Consider the following 19,315-nt stretch of genomic DNA (forward strand, 5'->3'; position numbering starts at 1 on the left):
TACGGCGCACTTCGGAGCGCCCTCGAACCCGGAGCACTGATGCTGGACCGCGTCCTGCTGATCGACCTGGACGACACTCTGATCCCGGACGTCCCGGCCGCGCGCGCCGCGATCGGCGACACGCTGCGCCACCTCGGCGTCCCGGACGGGCCGGAGGCTGTCGACGCGGTCTTCGCGGCGACCCGGGAGGTCTGGCGTGCGAACCCCTGGCGAGGCAGTCCCGAGACCGCCCGGCTGAGCTCCTGGGAGGCCCTGTGGATCGACCCGCAGGAACTCGAACTCCCCCGGTCCGCAGTCGACATGATTGGTCAGCACGGCCGGTCGGCGTGGGCCGCGGCACTCACCGCTCTGACCGGCACCGACCGGCTCGCCACCCGGGCCGCGGCCGAGTTCCGCACCCGCCGGTCGGACCTGCTCCGCCCGCTCCCCGGCGTCCCGGCCCAGCTCGACCGGCTGCGGGAGCGGCACGAACTCTGGCTGACCACCGACGGCTGCCGACCGCACCAGCGCCGCAAGTTGCTCGCCTCCGGCCTCGCCGACCGCTTCGCCGAGGTTTTCGTCTCGGGCGAATTGGGCTGCGCCAAAGCCGATTCGGCGTTCGCCGAGGCCGTCCGGTCCCGACTTGACGCCGCGGGCCGACAGGTCTGCCTGGTCATCGGCGACAGCGCGTCGACCGACCTGCGGCTGGCCGCCACCGGCGGCTGGCCGGCCCTGCACCTGTGCGACCCCGACACCTGCCAGGTCCGCGCGGAGACAGTCCGACATCATCCGGACCTCACCGGCGTCGACCTGTACTGCCGGTGCGCCGCCCGCTGACCGCCGCTTCCGTCGCCCGCTGACCGCCGCTTCCGTCGGCCGCTGCCTCAGCTGCGTCGGGCGGGGGCCAACCGCTCCGGGAACGTCAGCAGTTCGGGCCAGCGGGCCGGGGCCGCGAAACCCGCCCGCAACGCCTCGGTACACAGGCCCAGCAGTCGCGCGGAGGCGACCGTGAGCTGTTCGGCGGGCAGGAACCGCCGCAGCGTTCCGGCCGGCAGCGTCGCCAACGCCCCGCTCGCCCACGGGCGTTCCAGCCCGCGCTCGAGCACCGCCGGGTCCGGGGCAAAGCGGTCGCGCGGGTGGCCGCCGGCCGCCCCACCGTCGCTCGCCGCCCGCTCGGAGTCGCCGAGCACGCACGCGGCCACCACGCCGAGCAGGAACGCGGTCAACCACAGCTGGAAGATGAACGGGTAGCCGAAGCCGGACTCGGCCGGCTCGGCCTGCGGCTGCCCGCCCAGGCAGGCCCGGAACTGCTCGACGATCTCCGCGTTGGACATGTCGCAGTCGCGCAGGATCTCGTGCGCCGCCACGCTCCCGGCCGACGCACCGTCGCGTTCGCTCTGGAAGAAGACCACGGCGTAGCCCGCGAGGCTCTCGAAGTGCGGGACGCACCGGGAGGCGACCACCCCGCCGTCGAAGGCCTCCGCCGCCACGTCCACGTCCCGCGGGTACAGCACCGAGCTGCGCACACCGAACATCACGTCGTGCGACAGCAGGCTGCCCGCACCGTCGGCGTGCTCCACCAGGTTGGGGCAACTCACGTAGGTGTTCAGCTGCTTGGCGGCCAGGAAGGCGGACATCGCCTGGTTGTCGGGGACGGTGAAGTGCAGCGTCTGCGCGTACCGGGCGAACTCGGCGGCCAGCCCGGCCGGCAGCAGCAACGCCTGGGCGGGGACGTACTCGTCCAGGACGGGGGCCCAGCCGGCGCCGCTGAGCGCGGCCAGCCGGAGCATCTGCCCGGAGCGGGATGCCCAGTTGGCGAAGAAGGAGAGCGGCCCGACCGGCCCGGCGACGACGGCGCGGTGCACCGCCTCGGCGAAGCCCTGGCACAGTTCCACGTCGTCCTGGAGCACCAGGTGGTGGGTCGCGCCCGCCGCGACGGCGCCCCAGGCCAGCCGTGCCGTTCGCAGGGTGGCCGGCGGCCCGTCCGGATCCGGGTCATGGACGATCCTGATGCCAAGTTCCGGGTACTGCTTCTGCAGGCGCTTCGCCGCTTCGTCCCGGTGCGGGTGAGCCATGACGACAGTTGATAGCCGAACTGGTTGATCGGTGCCCATCTCGCCTCTTCCACAAGTGAATGCTGTTCCTAGCAGGCCGACCGAATCGCCGAAAGGTGGGGCACAACGCCACTCCGGCGACATATTCGAGATTGTTCGCAGCCTCCCGACATGCTGTGCAATATTACAGACAGCCCGGTGACGGCATGTCAAGTGTCCTTTTTTCTACGCGAGTTGCGCAGGAGAATCCCACCTCAAAGCCATCAAAAGCGAACCAAACGGACACGTAGATCGACGCCCCAGTGTCGTGTAACATTGCACCGTGTTGCGGCCTGAAAGGGCTGCGGCATTCCTCTCGCTTACCTGCCCGGCCATCATCCGGGCATTCTGTCGGGTGCATTCGACGCGCCCCCGGCCACGAATCGGCGAGCATGACGACGCCCTTTGCCGAATTGGCGGGCATTCCTCTGCCGTCCGGTGGCCGCAGTCCACACGAACCCGCGAACACGGTGGAGTTGACATATGTTCCGCGAGGACGATTCCGCTCGGGACGGCGCCCTCGCCCGGCTCGGCGGCGGTTTGAACACCCGGGTTGTCGCCGGCCGTGCGACAGGCCTGATCGAGAAGCGCCACCTGGTGCTCAAGCGCTGGTACGCCGACCAGGCCGCCCGGCGCGGAGCCGCGTTTCTCGACTTCGGCACCGACTACGGCTACCCGTTCTACGACAAGTTCCGGCCCACCCTCGACGCCATGGACGCCCTCGGCCGCGGCGCGGAGTCCGCCCGGCACTACCCGTCCTCCTACGGAACCGCCGAACTGCGCGAAGAGTTCCGGCAGTTCATGCACCGCCAGTTCGAGGTGACGCTGGACCCGCACGCCGAGGTGATGGTCACCACGGGCGCCTCCCAGGCCTTCGACGCCATCACCCGCAGCTACGCCGGCCGCTACCTGCTGGTACCGGAGCTCGCGCTGAGCACCGTGACCAGTATCGGTGTCGGCAACGGCGCCGAGGTCGTCCGGGTGCCGATGGACCAGCACTTCCGGCCCGTGCTCGCCGAGTTGGACGCCATCCTGGAGCGGATCGGCGGCCACGACGTCCGTTGCCTGTACATCAACTCGCCGACCAACCCCACCGGAACGGTGCTGGGCCGCGAGTACCTCACCGAACTCGTCGCGCTGGCAAGGCGGCACGGCGTGCTGGTGCTGCACGACCACGACAGCTGGTACACCGTGCACCGCGGCGAGCGGTCGGTGAACATCCTGGAGATCCCCGGTGCCATGGACGTCGCCGTCACGGTGCTGTCCGTCAGCAAGGAGCTCGGCCTCCCCGGCCTGCGGGTGGGCCTGATGGCCGGGAACCCCTCGGTCATCAACGACCTGCGGATCCACAACTCCGAATTCTGCGTGATGATCCCGGAGTTCTGTCAGGACGCGGTCGCCGCGGCGCTGCGCGCCTCCACCGACGACGGCATCCGCGAGGACGTGCAGGACCGCATCTCGGCTGCCCTGACCGCGGCCGTCCAGGGCTGGCGCGACCTCGGCTGGCCCGAGGACGCCCTCCTCCCCCCGCAGGCCGGCTACAAGTTCCTGCTCCGCCCGCCGGCCGGGTTCGACTCGACCGCGGAGGGCGAGCTGACCGGAGTCGACACCTTCGACTTCCTGCTGGCCAGGGAGGCCGGCGTCAAGCTGTCCACCTCACGCTCCTTCAACGCCGGGTCGGCGGACTGGATGCGCATGATCATCATGCAGGACGTGGACGTGGTGGAGCACTTCTTCGAGCGGCTGGCCGCGATCGGCGTGCACTACCGGATGACGCCGCCGACCGGACTGGCCGCGCAACTGCGAGAGATCGTCTCGCAGTTCGACCTCTGGGACCTCTAGGCACGGTGAGGAAGACCATGACCGACAGCCGATCGAACCGGTACGCGCAGGACGGCTACCTCCTCCTCGACGCCCTCGACCCGGCCGAGGTGGCCGGGCTGCTGGCCGAGGCGGACCGGTTCCGGCACCTCGCCGCCCCGATGACGCACAGCTCCGGCGACTTCAACCTGGAGGCGCGCGGCGGCGGCTACCACGGCCAGGACGGCGGCGCCGGGTCGTACCCCGGCGTGCTGCGCAAGGTGTCGAACGCCGTCCGGCACTCCGACCTGGTGGCGGAGGTGTCCCGCAAGCCCGCCGCCACCGCCCTGGTGACCGAACTGCTCGGCGGACGCGAGCACCGTCTGGTGCACTCCATCGTCTGGTACAAGGCGCCCAAGGTCGGCTCCCCCAAGCCGCCGCACCAGGACGCCCCCTACCTCACCGGACCCGCCGACGACTACGTCACCCTGTGGATCGCCCTCGACCCGTGCACCGTCGAGAACGGCTGCCTGGAGGTCATCCCGGGCAGCAACCGGGCCGGCGCGGTCGGCCACCTCGGCGGCGAGGCCCGCGTGACCGACACCCACTGGCAGACCGAACAAGCCCGCCCTGTCCCGATGGACCCCGGTCAGGCCCTCGCCTTCCACCCCCACCTGCTGCACGCCTCCGGCCCGAACCACAGCGACCGCCCTCGCCGGGCGCTCACGCTGCGCTACCAGGCCCTCACCAGTGAGCAGGCGCCCCATGTCGGTTGAGCACCGCACCGAGCGCGCCGACGGTTCCGGGTCGGCTTCCGGCCCGGCCGTCCGCCGAGCGTCCGCCCCGGTGACCTTCCACCGACTGACGGACGAGTACGGGGCCTTCACCAACTTCGCGCGCTATCCGATCCTGCTCGACGGACACCTCTGGCCGACCGCCGAACACTACTTCCAGGCCGCCAAGTTCACCGACACCGAGCACGCCGGGACCATCCGCCGGGCATCCTCCCCCAGCCTCGCCGCCCGGCTCGGCCGCAGCCGGGACGTCCCGCTGCGCCCCGACTGGGCCGAGGCCCGGGTCGACGTCATGCGCCGCGCGGTGACCGCCAAGTTCACCCAGTACCCCTCCCTGGCAGTGAAGTTGGCAGCAACCGGTAGCCGTCCGCTGGTCGAGGACACTCGCCGGGACTTCTTCTGGGGCGCCGGTGCCGACGGCACCGGGCGCAACACCAACGGCCTGCTCCTCATGGAGCTCCGCGACCGGATCCACGCCCTGCATCGCGCGGCCGAGGACTGCCGACGCCTGCTCCCGGAGCCCGCCGCCCGCCGCCCCTGGGTGCTGTTCGCCGGCGGTGTCGCGGCCGTCCCGCGCCGCACCCGGGAACCGCTGCTGACCGCCGCCCTGCGGCTGCTGCAGGCCCACCCCGCGGCTGCCGCCACCACCGGCCACCGGGTCCTCGCCTGCGACCTCGGCGAGCTCCACCGGACGGGCCCGGACGACGGCACAGCGTCCGCGGCGGCACCCGACCCGGAAGTCCGCGGCGTCCACGACCCGCTGAACTCTCCGCTGCTGTGGGCATCGGAGGCACTCCGGTGATCGGCCCCGGCCTCCCCGTCCGTTGCGTCCCACCGCCCCCCGCCGTTCCCGGAGCCGGCCTGCGTGTCCTGGTCTTCGGCTCGGCGCGGTCCGGAACGACACTGCTGCTCAACCTCTTCCGGACCTTCGAGGACGTGCACGTCCGGGACGGCGAACACTGCTTGGGCGACCTGCTCGGCGCGACCACCCCGGGCTGGACGGTCGCCAAACGCACCCCGCACTGCGCCGACCACTTCGGTGCCGACCTGGCCGACTTCCCCGACACCTGGATCGTCGACATCGTCCGCGACCCGCGCGACGTGGTGACCAGCGTGCTGCCCCCGTGGCCCGGCTTCTACTGCGACTTCGCGCGCTGGGACCGCGACGTGCGCGCGGTCGCAGCCCTCCGCGGCCGGCACCTGCGCCTCGTCCAGCTCCGCTACGAGGACCTCGTCCGTCAGGGTGACGCCGTCCAGGGGCAGTTGGCGAACCTGCTGGGCCTGACGGTGCGCCTGCCGTTCAGCTCATTCCCGCAGGCCGTCCCGGCCGACCTGTCCGAGCAGGCGGTCTCCGCCCTGGGCGGCGTCCGACCGCTGTCCGACCGGCAGGTCGGACGCTGGCAGCGCTCGCCCGAACGCCGGGACAGAGTCCGCGAACAGCTGCGCAGCCACCCGTTCATGGAGCCGATGCTCCAGTGCCTGGGCTACCCCGCCACCGTCTGGGAGGAGACGAACGATGACCACCGCTGACGACACCCGCGCCGCCCTGGAACGCCTGTGGTGCGAGGCCCTCGGCCGCGCTCCCGGTACTCCCGTCCCGGACGAGGAGAACTTCTTCGACGCGGGCGGCACCTCACTCGCCGTGATCAGACTCCACGCCGGCCTGGAGGGGAAGTTCGCCGGACCGGTCGACCTCGTCCGCCTCATCGACCTACTCGACGAAGAGTCCTTCGGCAGCGTGCTCCGCGCCGTCGCGACGCCCGGGACCCGACCGTGACCGGGCCCCTGCCGCACCCGGCCGTCCCGGTCACGGTCGGCCCGGTCGAGCCCGTCCGGGTCGCGGCCGGCCCGGTCGAGCCCGTCCGGGTCGCGGCCGGCCCGCACCCTTCGGGCCGGGCGCCGATGACCTGGGGGCAACTGGCCATCTGGCGGCCGCACATCTGGTTCGGCGCCGACAGCCACGTGCTGAACATGCCGTCCGTGCTCACCGTCGACCCCCCGGTGCCGCTCGACCGCTGCCTCGCCGCGATCGCCGCCGTGGTGGAACGCGTCCCCGCCCTGCGCACCCGGTTCGGCAGCTCGCCGGACGGCCCCTACCAGGAGGCCGTACCCGACGGGGTCCTCCCCGTGCGCATCGTCCGCCCGGACGCCGGCGAGCCCACCGGCCCACTCGCGGAAGCCGTTTCCAAGGAGATGGCCGCCACCCCCTTCGACCTCACCACCGACTGGCCCATCAGGGTCGCCGCCGTGGTCGAGGACGACCGGGTCACCCGGCTGGCCCTGACGCTCTCGCACGTGGCCGTCGACGGCTGGGGCGCCCGAAGGGTCTTCGCCGACCTGCACACCGAACTTCGCAGCGCCGTTCACTCCACACCGGACACCGACCTGCACCTGCACCTGCACCGGGATCCGGCGGCCCCGGCCGCCGCACCGCCACCGCAGTGGACCGCCCTCGACCAGGCCGCGTTCGAGCGTTCCGAGGTCGGGGCCGCACGCAGCGCCCTCGCGGTGCAGCACTGGCGGCAAGCGCTGAGCGCGGTGCCGGGTCCGGTGTTCGCCGACCCGCCGCGGATGCCCCGGGTGCCGGCGGACGGGCCGCGCTTCCACCGGCTGCGGATCGAGTCCCGGGCGGCGGCCGTGGCAGCGGGCCTCCTGGCCCGGCGTTCCCGCACCTCCACGTCCACGGTGCTGCTGACCGCAGTGGCGCTGCTGCTCGCCGCCCTGACCGAGCGGGACAGCGTCCCGCTCCAACTGATCGTCGGCAACCGCCACGACGAGCGTTCGCGGGGCCTGGCCGCGGCGATGGCGCAGAACGGCCTGTTCGTCCACCACGTCGATCCTGCTGCCGACTTCACCTCGACGCTGCGGACCACGTACCGGCGCGCCCTGGCGGCGTACTGCCACGGCCACTACGACCCGGTCGAGATCGACGCGGTCGTCGCCGAGGTCTCGGCGGCCCGTGGGGTGCCCTCGGGCATCGACGCCTACTTCAACGACGCCCGGATGGAGGCGGACTTCACCGACCTGCCGACCGAAGTCCGGGCCGAGGAGTGGGACGCGTTCCGGAGCCGCACCACCGTCGAAACGGTTGCCACCCTCGAACGGCATGACGCCACGTTCTTCGCCCACCTCGCACACCATCCCGAGGAGTGCCACCTGCTGCTGCTCATCGATACCGCCCACGTCCCCGCATCCGCCGCACGGGCCGGCCTGTTCGGCATCGAGCGCCTCCTGGTCGAGGCCGCCCGCCGCCACGTACCGATCGCCGAAGCCACCGCGCTCCTCCTCCCGCCCGCCAGCACGAGGGAGCGCACGTGAACGCGGTGCCCGTCTATCTCTCCTCCCTGGCAGCCGAGTTGGGGGACAAGGTCGCCCTCGAAGACCTGGGCGACGCGGTGGTGACCCGGGAACTCGACCGCCTGCAGGCCGAGGGCCTGCGCCACTGCCGGGTCAGCGGCCAGCAGCCCTTCCGCCTGGCCGCCCGGGCAGCCGCCCGTTCCCTGGCCGACGGCCCGGGTGCTCCGTCCACCGCCGTCTACTGCGCCGAATCCCCCGCGCAGGGTTCGTTCTGCTACGACGTGTGGGACTTCCTCCAGGAACTCGGCCGCCCCGCCCTCCCTACCGTCGCCCTGGCCGGAAACGCCTGCGGGAACATCCCGCCCGCCCTGCGCATCGCCCGGAACGCCGTCCTCGCCGACCCGTCCGCCGTGGTCCTCCTCGCCACCACCAACAAACGCGAGCACGCCACCCGGTTCATGGCGGACGGCCAGACCGTCAACAGCGACGGAGCCGCCGCCTGCCTGGTCTCCGCGACCCCGCCCCGCCGCGGCTTCCGCCTCCTCGCCACCAGCGAGTCGATCCGCGCCGACCTCCCCACCGGGGGCAGCCCGCTCAGCACCATGCGCGCCGTCCTCAGGGGCGTCTCCGCCACCGTCACCGCCCTGACGGACGCCCCCTCCGTGGGCGCCGCCGACTTCGACCTGATGATCACCGGCCACTACGGCGAATCCGTCCGCCGCCTCTACGCCACCGCTGCCGGAGTGGACTTCACCACCGTTCACTCCCCGCTCGTCGCCGACCTCGGCCACTGCTCCGCCGGCGACCTCCTCCTCGGCCTGGCCGACGCACAGTCGTCCCCCCACCTCCACCCCGGCGCCCGCATCCTCCTCCTCGGCACCAGCCCCCGCTCGTGGTCCTGCGCAGCCCTCGAATACGTCCGAACGGACACCCCGCACCGGTGACGGTGCCGTACGACCTCCCCGCCCGGCGCGCCGATCCGGTACCGGTCTTCACCCTTGCGGGCGCGCCGTCACATGCTCCGGGCGACGCGGGCTGAGCCCGGGGCCCCGGTGGACCGGTTACCCGGCTGCGGGCCGCAGAAAGGTACCGTCCCGGACCGGGTCGCCGTGCGACCCGGTCCGGAACTGGGGTGGCCGGCCGCTGGTGCGCCGCAGGCCGGACTGACGCCTCGTCAGCCGCAGAAGGTCGCCTGCGGGTTGACCACGGCCACGGCGAGGTAGTTGTTGGCGGGGTTGGACAGGGTGCCGTCCGCGTAGATGCAGTGCCCCGGCGCGTGGAGCCGGACGGGCCCGGCGTAGTCGTAGTAGCGCGTGTAGGGAGTCGTCGGGTCGGCCACGGTGCTGGTCGGGTGACAGCTGACGGAGGGCGAGGTCTCGGCGCACTCTTTGAGCGTGACGTCCTTGTAGGTCAGCGTGCCGTAGTAGCCGGCCGAGTTGGCCACGTTGACCGCGCAGTTGTCGCCGGTGGACGAGTCGTAGTAGACGTACAGCGTGCCCCAGGTGGCACCGGAGTTGCGCTCGATGTCGGAGAAGCTGCCGATCAGGTTGCCGCTGCAGCCGTAGCCGCTGGCGCTCGCCATGGGAGCGGCGGCCACGAGCCCGGCAGCGGCGAGAGCCGCAGCAGCCAGCGCGGAAAGAGCACGACGCACGGGAACTCCTTTGTGTTCGTACGGTGGATTGTCTTCGCGGGTACGGAAGAAACTCATGGGCGCATGGCGGCCGACAACTCGCATGCCAACCAGCGTGCACATCGGCGCAGCAGCGCGGCCACGGCGAGACTGCGGACCGGTCAGCCGCAGAAGGCGGCCTGGGGGCTGGTCTGCACCTCGGCATAGGTGGTGACTCCGGGGTCGAACAGGTCGCCGGCCGCGTAGATGCAGTGGCCCGGCGCGTGCACCCTGACCGGCCCGGCGTAGTCGTAGTAGTTCTTGTTGTCCTCCTGCGGGGTCCCGATCTCGTCGCACACGGGGCCGGGGGAGGTCTGCGAGCACTCGCTGATCACGACGTTCTTGATCGTCGACGTCCCGTAGTACCCCGCGGAATTCGCTACGTTCACCGCGCAGTTGTCGCCGGTCGAGGAGTCGTAGTACACGTACAGCGTGCCCCAGACGGTGCCGTTGTGCTTGTCGGAGAAGCTGCCGACCAGGTTGCCGGTGCACCCGTAGCCGCCGGCACTGGCGGTGGGGGCGGCGACGACGACTCCGGCTGTTGCGAGGGCGAATGCGGCAAATGCAGTCAGGGCACGGCGCACGGAGGCCTCTTTCGTGGGGGAAGGTGGCACTCAGGGAGGCGAGTTGGAGAGAGCCTAGGGACAGTGATCGCGGCCGCCAAGGCCGATATTTGGTCCACGAAGGCTCTCCGCGGCCGAAATTGGCAGCCTTCGGGTGAGTTCTGCATTCACCCGGTCAAGCTTCTTCCGATTCCCCACCGAAGAGTCCTCTGCCGGGACGGCGAAGGCCCCGGCTCCCCCCCCCGCTGTGTTACCGGGTGGGCCGCAGGTCCGCGACCAGCCACTCCAGCGCCGACTCCTCGTGCAGCGCCCGGTCGAGGCTCGCCATGGCCGGGGCCAGCTCCGCGTCCCAGTCCGCCTCGACCGCCGGACCCGTCAGCGGGACCGCCGGGATGCCCAGCATCCCTGCCCGGGTGGCGAGTTCCTCGTAGTCGGCGGCGGACATCCGCCAGGGCAGCGCCCCGTGGCGGCGGACGATCCGGTTGCCGAGCGCGATCCCCGGCCAGTCGAAGTCGCCGTGGTAGCGGAGCTGGTGACCGGCTGCGGTGAGGGTGTCGAGCAGGTCGAGCACGACGGTGGCGGCGCTCCCCGAGGTGCAGACCAGCGCAGCGGCGCACCGCGCGTCGGCCGCGGCTTCGACCACCCGGGGGTTCTCGCACACGTGCACGACGGTGCCGTGGGGCAGCACGAGGTCGAGCGCGCGCAGCTCACGGAGCGTCAGGTGGGTCTCGGCGTGCCACTCAGACCGCTCCCGCAGGGCTCGCTCCCGCCACCCCGGTCCGACCGGTCGCAGGCCGTAGGTGAGGACCGTGCTCGACACCTCGTCAGGGACCACACCGGCGGCGCGCCACAGCGCGCGGCGCGCGGGTGCGAGCTCCGGCGGATCAGTGCCCAGGGCACGGGCGAGCCCGCGAAGGACGACGCGCGACAGCGCCGTGTCGTCGTCCAGCCCGTGGGCGGTGCCGGTCACCCGGGTGGCGAGGTCGCCACGACCGATCGGCTGCACCCGTTCGTCCCGCACCGGGTGCAGCGCGGTGAGGGCCTGGACCGCCTGACGCAGCACCTCGGCCGCGTCCAGGGGCGACAGCCGCCCGACCGCGCCACTGCGGCGCAGGTCGTCGAGCCAGTCGGACACCCAGTCCTGATCGGCGAGTGGGGATCCGGCAACGTCCTGCTCGGCCGCCGCCCAGACGGCGGCCCGCGCCCGTCGGCCACTGTCCCGGTCGCCGCGCCGGTCCGTCAGGGGCGGGCCGAGGTGCTCCAGGGCATCGGCCAGGCCGCAACCCGCCGCCGTGGTGCGAAGTCGGGCATCCAGTTCGTCGAGCCGGATCACGGCGCTGCTGCTGCCGATCCGACGGCCCATCAGCAGTGAGACGGCCTCGCGCTCGACCGCGTCGAGCCCGTCCAACCGGACACTGCCCCGTGCCTGCACACCATTGCCCTCCAACCGTCGGCGCGCCGCCGACCACACCCGGCCGAGGGCCGGCTGCGCCAGGAACGCGCGGGCCTGCGGCGGGAGGGTCACACACTCACCAGGCGCCGGTTGCGCCCGTTCCAGGTGTAGTGCAGGGTCGCGACGCCGCGCACGTGCGGGTCGCGCAGGCACTCGTAGATCTGGAGGGCCGGCACATCGGGCCAATTGCCCATCAGGCGTTCACTGGTGAGCACGAAGTCGAGGTCCAGTTCGACCAGGATGCGGCCGAGCCGCCCGTGCGTCGGCTCGTCGACCTTGGCGAACGCGTCGTCCAGCAGGATCAGCCGGGGCGCCTGCGGGGCGCTCTCGGCCAGCGTGGTGAACTGCGCAGCGGCGGCGGCGAAGAGCGCGAGGTAGGAGAGCACCCGCTGCTCGCCCTGGCTGAGTCCGGTGCGGCCGGTGAACTTCCGCCGCCTCGTCGCACCCGCGTCGTCCAACACCCAGGGCTGGAAGGCGAACCACTGTCGGTAGTCGAGCGCGGTCCGCAGGTGCGCGGCGTACCCGACCGCCGGGTCGGCCCGCCGCGCGTCCTCGATGCGCCGTTGCAGCACCTCCCTCAACTGCTCGGACTGCTCGCGGGTCCGGAGCCCGGACGGGCTGCGGAGCAGCTCGACGGCGGCCCGGACGTCCGCGTCCACCGTGTCGGTCAGCCGCCAGTCGAGCTCGACGCCGAGGCCGTGCGAGGTGCGGACCGATCGGAGGGTGCCGTTGAGGGCGTCGACCAGCGAGCCCGCAGCGAGGATCTGGGCCGCCAGATGGTCCCCCAACTCCCCCGTCAGGAAGCGCTGGAAGACCTCGCGCTCGCGGTCCGTGAGCCGGGCCCGCGCATCCGCGGCCTGGGTGGCGATCCGGTCGCCGACGAGCGCCACGTCGTGCGACCCGGTGTCGTCGACCAAGCGGCAGACCTTGATGCCGTCGGGCTCCTCCAGGCCCGCGTCGTACCCGCCGGCGAGTTGGTCGCGCAGCTCGTTGAACCGGTTGAGCAGGGTGGTGTCGGAGACGTCGCGCCGTTCGGGGTCGAGCCGGCGGTGTACCGCGTCGACCAGCAGCTGCAGCGCCCTCAGTCGCGCCCTGGCGGGCTCGTGCACGGGATCGGGGACGGACAGCGCTTCGGCGTGCTCGGCCAGCGCCGCCCCGCGCACGATGTCGGGGGTCGCCAAGGCGGTCCGCAGGGCCCGTCCGCAGCGGATCACCTCCTCTTCCTGCCTCGTGAGTTCCTCGTGCCTGGTCTGCTCGTCCTGCTCGGCCCGCACCACGTCGTCGCGCAGGCGCTGGGCGTCGCGCTGCGCCTTGGGGAGTTCGGCGCCGATGTCCGCCAGGCGTCGCACCAGGGCGTCCTCCTCGGCGAGGATCTGCTGCTCGGCGGCCCCGACCGCACCCTCCAGCGTCCGGATCTCGTGGCGGGCTGCGGCGAGATCGTTGGTCCGTCGGGCATAGGCGAGGGCGACGTCCTCCCGGGCGGTCCGGGCCTGCTGGTAGCTGAGGAGTTCCTTCCGGTGCGCGGTCAGTCCGTCCGTGCAGGGGCCGATGCGGCGGCGCAGCCGGTCGGTACCCTCCGCCAGGCCGGTCAAGGCGGTACGCACGGTGACCAGCGACTGCGGATCGGCCGGCAGGCTGTGGGCGGTCGCGGTGGCTTCCGCCCGGCGTCGGGCCTCGACGCCACGGGCGCGCGCCTGTTGAGCGGCGTGCGCTGCCGCCCCGGCTGCCTGCCCGAGATCGGCCGCGAGCCGCTCGGCCTCCGTCAGGCGGGCCCAGGCCCCGGAGAGCCCGCGGCTGCTGGGCGCGCGTCGCAGCAGCTCGTCGAGGTTCGACTGATGCTCCGTGAGCTCCCGGGCACGGGTGTCGGCCACCCCCCTGTCGCGCTCGACCTGCGCCATGCGGGCCCCGAGTTCGGCGATCCGCCGCCGCCGGGTCTCGGCCCTGGCCTCGGTGCCGACGTACTCCGCCAGCGCTTTGGCGTGGGCTCCCACGGCGATCCCGAGCCGCCAGCGCCCGTCGACGCTCACCGCAGCGCCCGTGGTCGCGGCGAGGGGAGCGCCGACCGGCGCCAGGGCAACGGCTGCGAGGATCCCGACCACCTGCTCGACCGTCACGCCGCTCCCGGCGGCGGGCGTCGCGCGCAACACGTCGGCCAGGCTCGCGCCGCCGGGCGCCCCGGGGGCGCTGAGCAGGGTGTCCCTGGTGTACGGGTCCAGCAGCGCGCCGTTCGCGCAGACCCAGGCATCCAGCAGCCCGGACGCCTCGAGCGCCGCTTCGAGGCCCGCCTGCTCGACCGCGGTGAGGCCGGGCGCGAAGTCGACGAGCCGGTACAGCGGGGCCCCGGTGCCCGGTCGGCGGGGAGCCTCCCGGAACGGCGGCGTCGGGGGCTCCGGGTCGACGCTCCGTTCCCAGCCGGTCCGCTCCTCGCGCAGCCCGTCCAGGCTGTCGGCAAGACCGGCGGCCAGCAGAGCGGCCCGCTCACGGCGCTGCGCCAGCGCCGCCCGGTAGGTCCGCAGGACCTCGTGGGCGGTGGCATCGACCTCGTCCGAGACCGCCACGGGCAGCGCCCGCTCCTCGAAGGGGGCTTCCGGGGCCAGGTCCCTGGACAGCACGGCGCGTACGTCGGCGGCCGAGGTGCCGGACAGCTCTTCCAGCTTTCCGGTCCAGGTGCCGACATCGGCCGCGTAGTGGTCCCCCGCCGTGATGACGGCCGCCGCGCACTCCGTCACCCGCGCGGCCGCGTTCTGCTGCTGCGCTGCCAACCCCTCGTACTGGGTGTCGGCCTCCCGCGCCCTCGCCTCGGCCTTCTGCCACTCCCCCAGCAGCTCCGCGAGTTCGCCGGCGGTGCGGATCCTGCTCTTGATCACCGGTTCGGCGGCCGCGAGTTGATCGCGCCACCCGTGCAGGGCGGAGTTCACCGCACCGGTGTCGAGGGCCGTCACGCGCTCACTGCGGAGCAGTTCCGTACCACCGTCCGGGTCCGGGACCTCCTGCTCGGCCGCGGGCGCGAGGACCGACACCGGTCCCGCGACCGGGTCACCCAGGTGCGCGACCGCCAGGTCCGCCCGCTCGGCCAGCTCGCAGAGTTCGCGGTGCGCGGCGCCCAGCTCGCGCAGCTCCCCCGCCGTCCGGCCCGCTCCCCGGGTGAGCGTCACACCGGCCGCCTGCTGCGCGTTGTGGGCCAGTCGCAGCGCCGACCAGGTGGCCGCGGCCGTCTCGCGCACCGCCTCGACGGTGCGGCGCCGCTCGCCGAGCTCCTGCAGGCTGCGGTAGCGGGCGCTGGCCTGCAGGGTGCGCAGATCGGCATCGGCGGTGTCGCGGGCTCCTGCCAACTCGTCGTGCCGCTCTCGGGCTTGCGTCGCCCGGTCGCGCAGTGTGGCGACCCGCCGAGCGGCCTCGCCGGCCGCCAGTCGCCGCTCGGCGAGCGTGCCCAGCTCCGTGGCGACCCGGCCGCTGCGGTGCCGCAGCGCCCCCTGGAGGTAGCCCCGGTAGCTGCCCAGGAAGCGGCCGAGCGCCTCGTCGGTCCGTTCCAGTCTCGCCAGGTCGCTGCGGACGCTGTCGAGGTCGTCGAGGTTGCGGGCGACCTTGTCGATCACCTCCTCGTCGAGCGCGGGCAGGGTCTCGCCGAGCACGGTGACCAGGCCGCCCGACTCGATCCGGTCACCGATGGTCGGGCGACGCAGGCGGTGCAGCAGTTGGGTGAGGTTGCGGTAGCGCGCGAGGTCGGTCAGCCCGAAGAGCTCGCGGGCCACCCTGGCGCGGTGCTCGACCGGCCGGTCCACCACGTTCTCGGCGCCGACGGCGGCGCGCAGGCGGTCGAGTGGCAGCGGCTGTCCGGCCTCGACCAGGTGGAGGTCCTGCCCCACCCGCAGGCCGGTCGTGAAGAAGAAGGGGGTGGCGGCGTTGGTGGACTTCGACGCGCGCACGGCGGCGCCGACGGTCAGGTGCTGCTCGGCCCCGTCCTCGTCCGTGCGGCGGAACTCGACCCACAGGTAGCCGAGCCGGTTGGTCTGCTCGAACCCGTCGAGCATCAGCCAGGCCAGGGTGGTGCGGCCGGTCCCGGTCGCGTCCAGGGCCCTGGCGTCGGCGTCGAGCAGGTAGGGCAGCAGCATCTCCAGCGCCTTGGACTTCCCGGCACCGTTCTTCCCCCGCAGCAGCAGCCGGCCCTCGCCGAACGCGAACTCCTGGTGGTCGTACTGCCAGACGTTGAGGATCCCGGCGCGCTCGAGTCGGTAGCGGTGCGGGGCCGCGTGCGGCAGGGGCTGGTCGGCCGCTCGGGGGGTCACTGGGCATCTCCTGGTGCGTCGGATCGTGGGGCGGGCCGTGCGTCGAGTGGTGCGTCCGGTGCTGCATCGAGTGGTGCGTCCGGTGCTGCGTCGCCCCGGGGTGCCCGCTGTTCGGACCGCTTGACCGAGACGGTCGTGGCGTACCTCGCGGCCGCTGCGAGCAGCACCCACTCCCCGGCGACGGCGGGCCGCGCCGCCGACACGTCGGTGACGGCCCGGCCGTCGCTCGCGGTGGCCCCGTACTGCGCCGGCACGCCGTGACCACCGGCTCGCAGCGGCCCGGCCGGGGCGACCAGGCGCATCCGGCCGAGCAGTTCCAGCACGTCGGTGCGCAGGGCGGCCGGGCTCTCCAGGTAGGCGTGCTGCCAGTTGGCGCGCCGTCCGTATTGCTCGATCAGCTCGTCGAGGAGCTCGCCGACCAGCCCGGGCGGTATCGGCACACCGATGGTGAGGCGGCCGCCGACCGCCGGGTGACCCGCCTCCGCGGGGCGCAGCCGGCGCACCAGGCGGTCGACCAGCAGCAGCGCGGCCTGCGCGACCGTGCCCGTGCCCGGGAGGTGGAGGTCGGTCAACTCGTCCTCCGGGTCGATCATGGCGATGCCTTCGGCCCGGATCTCCGCCTCCAGGCCGAGCAGTTCGGCGAACGCCTGGGCCTCGCGCCGCTGCCGGGCGCGCAACCACTCGCGCTCGGCGTCGGTGAGTTCGTCCAGGTAGACGGCCGGGGTCTCGACAAGTCGGCGGCGGACGTAGGTGCGCGGTCCGCCGAACCCGGGGTCGGCGGACCGCACCACCAGGTCCGTGCCGTCCCGGCTCTGGGTCAGCGGGCCGGACACGATCGCGCGGGCGATCTCACGGTTGACGGTCAGCAGGGCCTCGCCCTCCGCCTCGGCGGCGACCGACCCGACGCTTCCCTCCGTCTCGACCAGCGCGCCCCAGCTGACGAGTTGGCGCAGCGCGGCCGCCATCGTGCGCTTCTCCACCGCTCGGGCGGCGTCCTCGATCCGCACGCCCGCGTCGGCCGCGGCCGCGCGGAGGTCGGAGACCAGCTGGGAGAGCAGCACCTGCTCGGGCGCCGTCACCAGGACGGACAGCGCCAGGGCCAGGTACGCGTAGGTGCGCGGGGTGAACGGCGTGCCGGTCGACCGCTCCAGGCGGTGGCCGGCGCCCGGGCCCAGACCGGCCTTGAACAGCCGCGCGTAGGACGCCTCCACGAGCAGCCGGTAGCCGAGCACCTGCTGGAACCGCTGCCCCAGCCAGTCGGCATGACGCCGGATCAGCGGAAAGCTGTCGGCGTGCGGCCCGTCGGCGGTGACCAGGGGGTGCCGCAGCAGGAGCCGGGCGGCGGCCCGACGCTCGGCCGCGAGCGCGACGTCGTGCGAGGAGGGGATCGCCACTACGCGCTCGCCTCCTCGACCTCGGCCTCGGCCCGGGGCAGCACGGAGTCGAAGGCGCTGACCGCGATCTCCAGCCCGTCCAGCGCCAGGTCGCCGTCCACCGAGCGCAGGACGGTCCTCGTCCCGGCCGTCCGCCGCACTGTCAGCCGCAGGTCGAGCTCCGCGTCGCCGGCCCGGGCGTCCTCCAGGGCGAACCCGTGCGGGCCCGGCCCGTCCTGCGGCCACTGCAGCCGGGAGTTGCCGAGTGCGCCGGTCAGCAGCTCCAGCACCAGGGCCAGGGCGGCACTGCTCAACCGCACCTGGCCGAACTTCCCCGAAGCACTGCGGAGTTCGTCGGCGGCTGCCCGACGGGCCAGTTGGTGCTGCTGGGCCCGGGCCAGCAGTCTGGCCTTCTGTTCGGTGTGGTCCTCGACCGCGGCGGTACGGCCCCGTTGCGCCCGGCTGCCCCGCTCGCGCAACGCCACCGGCACCTCGACCGCCGGACCGCTCCACCAGCTGACGTAGGCGGGCACCGTGCCGTCGGGATCCGGCGCGACACCCAGGTGCCGGGCGCCGTAGAGTCCGAACGCCGCGACCGCGAGATCGTGCGCCTCCTCGGGGTCGGCCGCGTCGAACCAGGCCGCGAGCCGGAGCAGGTCCCGGCGGCGGGACATCTCCCCCGCCGCCGACCGCAGCATCCGCTTGGCGTTGGCGAGCAGGGACTGCAGGGCGCGCAGCGTCGCGTCCCGCAACTGGTCCACCTGGCTGCCCCGGCCGTCGACGTCCACGAACCAGCCGCGCAGGCCCTCCCAGTCCGCCAACTCGCGCCCGCGGCTGCGCTGCACCCGGGTCTCGGGCAGCCCTGCGGCCAGTGCGCCCAGTCCGGTGGCGTGCGTTCCGATCAACTCCAGCAGTCCTGGCAGCTCGGGCCAGAGTCCCGCCAGCGTGACGGCGATCCGCGGTGACCGGTACGCCACCTCGTCGGTGATCGCTTCGACGTAGTCGAGCAGCAGTTCCTTGAAGCCCTGGTACTCGGCACCGTCCAGGTCGTACCGGGCCAGCACCTGGCCGAGGTAGGCGTAGAAGTCCCGCACCGACTCGGCGAACTCCGCGAACTGCACGAACAAGGTGCTGATCCGCTCCAGCGACTGCTGCGGATCGGGGCCGCCGGGTGCGCCGACGGCCGCCGCCAGCTCGCGCAGCCCGCGGTCCACCAGTGCCAGCAACTCGCTGCTGACCTCCCGGGCCGCCTCCGCACCGGCCAGCACCTGCTCCGCGTCCCGCTGGATCTGCTCGCCCGGTTTGGAGAGTTGGTACCGGGCCCGCGAGCGCTGGTACTCGGCAATGCTGGTGGCCTTCACCGTATGACTGCTGCGCAGCAGGTTCCCCCACCTCACCAGCTGCTCCAGCCGCGCCGTGACCGTGTCGGCGTCGACGGGCCCGTGCCAGGCCCCGCCCTTCGCCAGCTTGGCCACCACGTCCGGCACCGCGAGGTCGGCGAGCAGGGTCGAACAGAACACCCGCATCACGGCCACGTACTCCAGGCGCTCGGGGGCGCTCAGGTAGGAGTACCCGCCGAGCCGCTGCCACGTGCCGTCCCCGGAGGGTGGGGCATGGCCGCCGGGGTCATTCGCACGGTGGGGGACGGCAGGATCCATGCCGCCGAGCCTACGAGACGCCGCTGACCTGCCTGTCCCGATTCCGGAAAGTCCGATCGGCTCGGAGCCCCGGCAGCGAGGCCGGGTCCGTCCGCGCCCTCGGCGTGCGCCCGGCGCTCATGGGGCCTCGTGTGCCGACCCGCCCGGATCCGGAGTCGCAGGTACCGCTCGCACGACTTGCCGCAGCTTCCGCTGCCACGTCGGACAGTTGCCCGGGCAGCCCCGCGGCCGCCGGAGTGCGGTGCGGTGCGCATGCGACGCTTCGTGGGCTGACCGACCGGCAGCAGGAGTACCGGCTTCGAGGAGCTCACGTGTCACGTGCGTCGGCCGTCTTGGAACCTCCTACACCA

15 protein-coding genes are annotated in these 19,315 nt (G+C 73.1%); 8 read left to right on the forward strand and 7 right to left on the reverse strand.

Annotation, left to right across the window (positions count from 1 at the left end; translation table 11 throughout):
• Positions 1-39 precede the first annotated feature (39 nt).
• A complete protein-coding gene (locus tag ACFW1A_RS01105) occupies positions 40-816 on the forward strand; it encodes an HAD family hydrolase (protein WP_380401930.1) in 777 nt (258 codons plus the stop codon).
• Positions 817-863: 47 nt separating this feature from the next.
• Here the strand turns inward: ACFW1A_RS01105 and ACFW1A_RS01110 are convergent, their stop codons facing one another.
• A complete protein-coding gene (locus ACFW1A_RS01110) occupies positions 864-2,054 on the reverse strand; it encodes a hypothetical protein (protein ID WP_380401933.1) in 1,191 nt (396 codons plus the stop codon).
• 501 nt (positions 2,055-2,555) lie between these two features.
• Here ACFW1A_RS01110 and ACFW1A_RS01115 point away from each other — a divergent pair.
• From ACFW1A_RS01115 to ACFW1A_RS01145, 7 genes are read left to right on the forward strand one after another with little or no spacing between them, the layout of a single operon-like run.
• Positions 2,556-3,914 carry a pyridoxal phosphate-dependent aminotransferase gene (locus tag ACFW1A_RS01115; protein ID WP_380401936.1) on the forward strand — a complete coding sequence of 453 codons (1,359 nt, stop codon included), beginning with the start codon at positions 2,556-2,558 and terminating at the stop codon, positions 3,912-3,914.
• Between the two features lie 17 nt (positions 3,915-3,931).
• On the forward strand, positions 3,932-4,648 hold the full coding sequence (locus ACFW1A_RS01120) for a phytanoyl-CoA dioxygenase family protein (RefSeq protein WP_380401939.1): 717 nt from the start codon (positions 3,932-3,934) through the stop codon (positions 4,646-4,648).
• Positions 4,638-5,468: an NADAR family protein gene (locus tag ACFW1A_RS01125; RefSeq protein ID WP_380401942.1), complete on the forward strand. Its 831-nt coding sequence runs from the start codon at positions 4,638-4,640 to the stop codon at positions 5,466-5,468. The genes ACFW1A_RS01120 and ACFW1A_RS01125 overlap by 11 nt, the downstream gene beginning before the upstream one ends.
• Positions 5,465-6,196 carry a sulfotransferase family protein gene (locus ACFW1A_RS01130; RefSeq protein WP_380401945.1) on the forward strand — a complete coding sequence of 244 codons (732 nt, stop codon included), beginning with the start codon at positions 5,465-5,467 and terminating at the stop codon, positions 6,194-6,196. The genes ACFW1A_RS01125 and ACFW1A_RS01130 overlap by 4 nt, the downstream gene beginning before the upstream one ends.
• The gene (locus tag ACFW1A_RS01135; RefSeq protein WP_380401948.1) at positions 6,183-6,443 is read left to right on the forward strand and encodes an acyl carrier protein; all 261 of its coding nucleotides are present in this window, start codon (positions 6,183-6,185) and stop codon (positions 6,441-6,443) included. Before ACFW1A_RS01130 ends, ACFW1A_RS01135 begins: the two co-directional genes overlap by 14 nt.
• A complete protein-coding gene (locus ACFW1A_RS01140) occupies positions 6,440-7,984 on the forward strand; it encodes a condensation domain-containing protein (RefSeq protein WP_380401950.1) in 1,545 nt (514 codons plus the stop codon). Before ACFW1A_RS01135 ends, ACFW1A_RS01140 begins: the two co-directional genes overlap by 4 nt.
• A complete protein-coding gene (locus ACFW1A_RS01145; protein ID WP_380401953.1) occupies positions 7,981-8,907 on the forward strand; it encodes a hypothetical protein in 927 nt (308 codons plus the stop codon). Before ACFW1A_RS01140 ends, ACFW1A_RS01145 begins: the two co-directional genes overlap by 4 nt.
• Before the next feature lie 230 nt (positions 8,908-9,137).
• On the opposite strand, the gene ACFW1A_RS01150 is transcribed toward ACFW1A_RS01145, so the two are convergent.
• The 6 genes from ACFW1A_RS01150 to ACFW1A_RS01175 all read right to left on the reverse strand — a co-directional run bounded on the left by ACFW1A_RS01150 (position 9,138) and on the right by ACFW1A_RS01175 (position 18,965).
• Complete coding sequence (locus ACFW1A_RS01150; RefSeq protein WP_380401956.1) at positions 9,138-9,614, reverse strand: hypothetical protein; 477 nt, start codon at positions 9,612-9,614, stop codon at positions 9,138-9,140.
• A gap of 140 nt (positions 9,615-9,754) precedes the next feature.
• The gene (locus tag ACFW1A_RS01155; protein WP_380401959.1) at positions 9,755-10,216 is read right to left on the reverse strand and encodes a hypothetical protein; all 462 of its coding nucleotides are present in this window, start codon (positions 10,214-10,216) and stop codon (positions 9,755-9,757) included.
• A 229-nt stretch (positions 10,217-10,445) separates the two neighbouring features.
• A complete protein-coding gene (locus tag ACFW1A_RS01160) occupies positions 10,446-11,720 on the reverse strand; it encodes a TIGR02679 family protein (protein WP_380401962.1) in 1,275 nt (424 codons plus the stop codon).
• Positions 11,717-15,934 carry a TIGR02680 family protein gene (locus tag ACFW1A_RS01165; RefSeq protein ID WP_380401965.1) on the reverse strand — a complete coding sequence of 1,406 codons (4,218 nt, stop codon included), beginning with the start codon at positions 15,932-15,934 and terminating at the stop codon, positions 11,717-11,719. The genes ACFW1A_RS01160 and ACFW1A_RS01165 overlap by 4 nt, the downstream gene beginning before the upstream one ends.
• Positions 15,931-17,328 carry a TIGR02678 family protein gene (locus tag ACFW1A_RS01170; RefSeq protein ID WP_380401968.1) on the reverse strand — a complete coding sequence of 466 codons (1,398 nt, stop codon included), beginning with the start codon at positions 17,326-17,328 and terminating at the stop codon, positions 15,931-15,933. The genes ACFW1A_RS01165 and ACFW1A_RS01170 overlap by 4 nt, the downstream gene beginning before the upstream one ends.
• Positions 17,328-18,965 carry a TIGR02677 family protein gene (locus ACFW1A_RS01175; RefSeq protein WP_380401971.1) on the reverse strand — a complete coding sequence of 546 codons (1,638 nt, stop codon included), beginning with the start codon at positions 18,963-18,965 and terminating at the stop codon, positions 17,328-17,330. Before ACFW1A_RS01175 ends, ACFW1A_RS01170 begins: the two co-directional genes overlap by 1 nt.
• Positions 18,966-19,315: the final 350 nt, after the last annotated feature.

It is taken from the genome of Kitasatospora sp. NPDC058965, from assembly GCF_042741245.1.
In the GTDB taxonomy this organism is placed as follows: domain Bacteria; phylum Actinomycetota; class Actinomycetes; order Streptomycetales; family Streptomycetaceae; genus Kitasatospora.

Coding starts and splice junctions, on each gene's coding strand:
- ACFW1A_RS01125 (WP_380401942.1), top strand. CDS start 4,638: ATGTCGGTTGAGCACCGCACCGAGCGCGCCGACGGTTCCGGGTCGGCT.
- ACFW1A_RS01135 (WP_380401948.1), top strand. CDS start 6,183: ATGACCACCGCTGACGACACCCGCGCCGCCCTGGAACGCCTGTGGTGC.
- ACFW1A_RS01115 (WP_380401936.1), top strand. CDS start 2,556: ATGTTCCGCGAGGACGATTCCGCTCGGGACGGCGCCCTCGCCCGGCTC.
- ACFW1A_RS01110 (WP_380401933.1), bottom strand. CDS start 2,054: ATGGCTCACCCGCACCGGGACGAAGCGGCGAAGCGCCTGCAGAAGCAG.
- ACFW1A_RS01175 (WP_380401971.1), bottom strand. CDS start 18,965: ATGGATCCTGCCGTCCCCCACCGTGCGAATGACCCCGGCGGCCATGCC.
- ACFW1A_RS01120 (WP_380401939.1), top strand. CDS start 3,932: ATGACCGACAGCCGATCGAACCGGTACGCGCAGGACGGCTACCTCCTC.
- ACFW1A_RS01105 (WP_380401930.1), top strand. CDS start 40: ATGCTGGACCGCGTCCTGCTGATCGACCTGGACGACACTCTGATCCCG.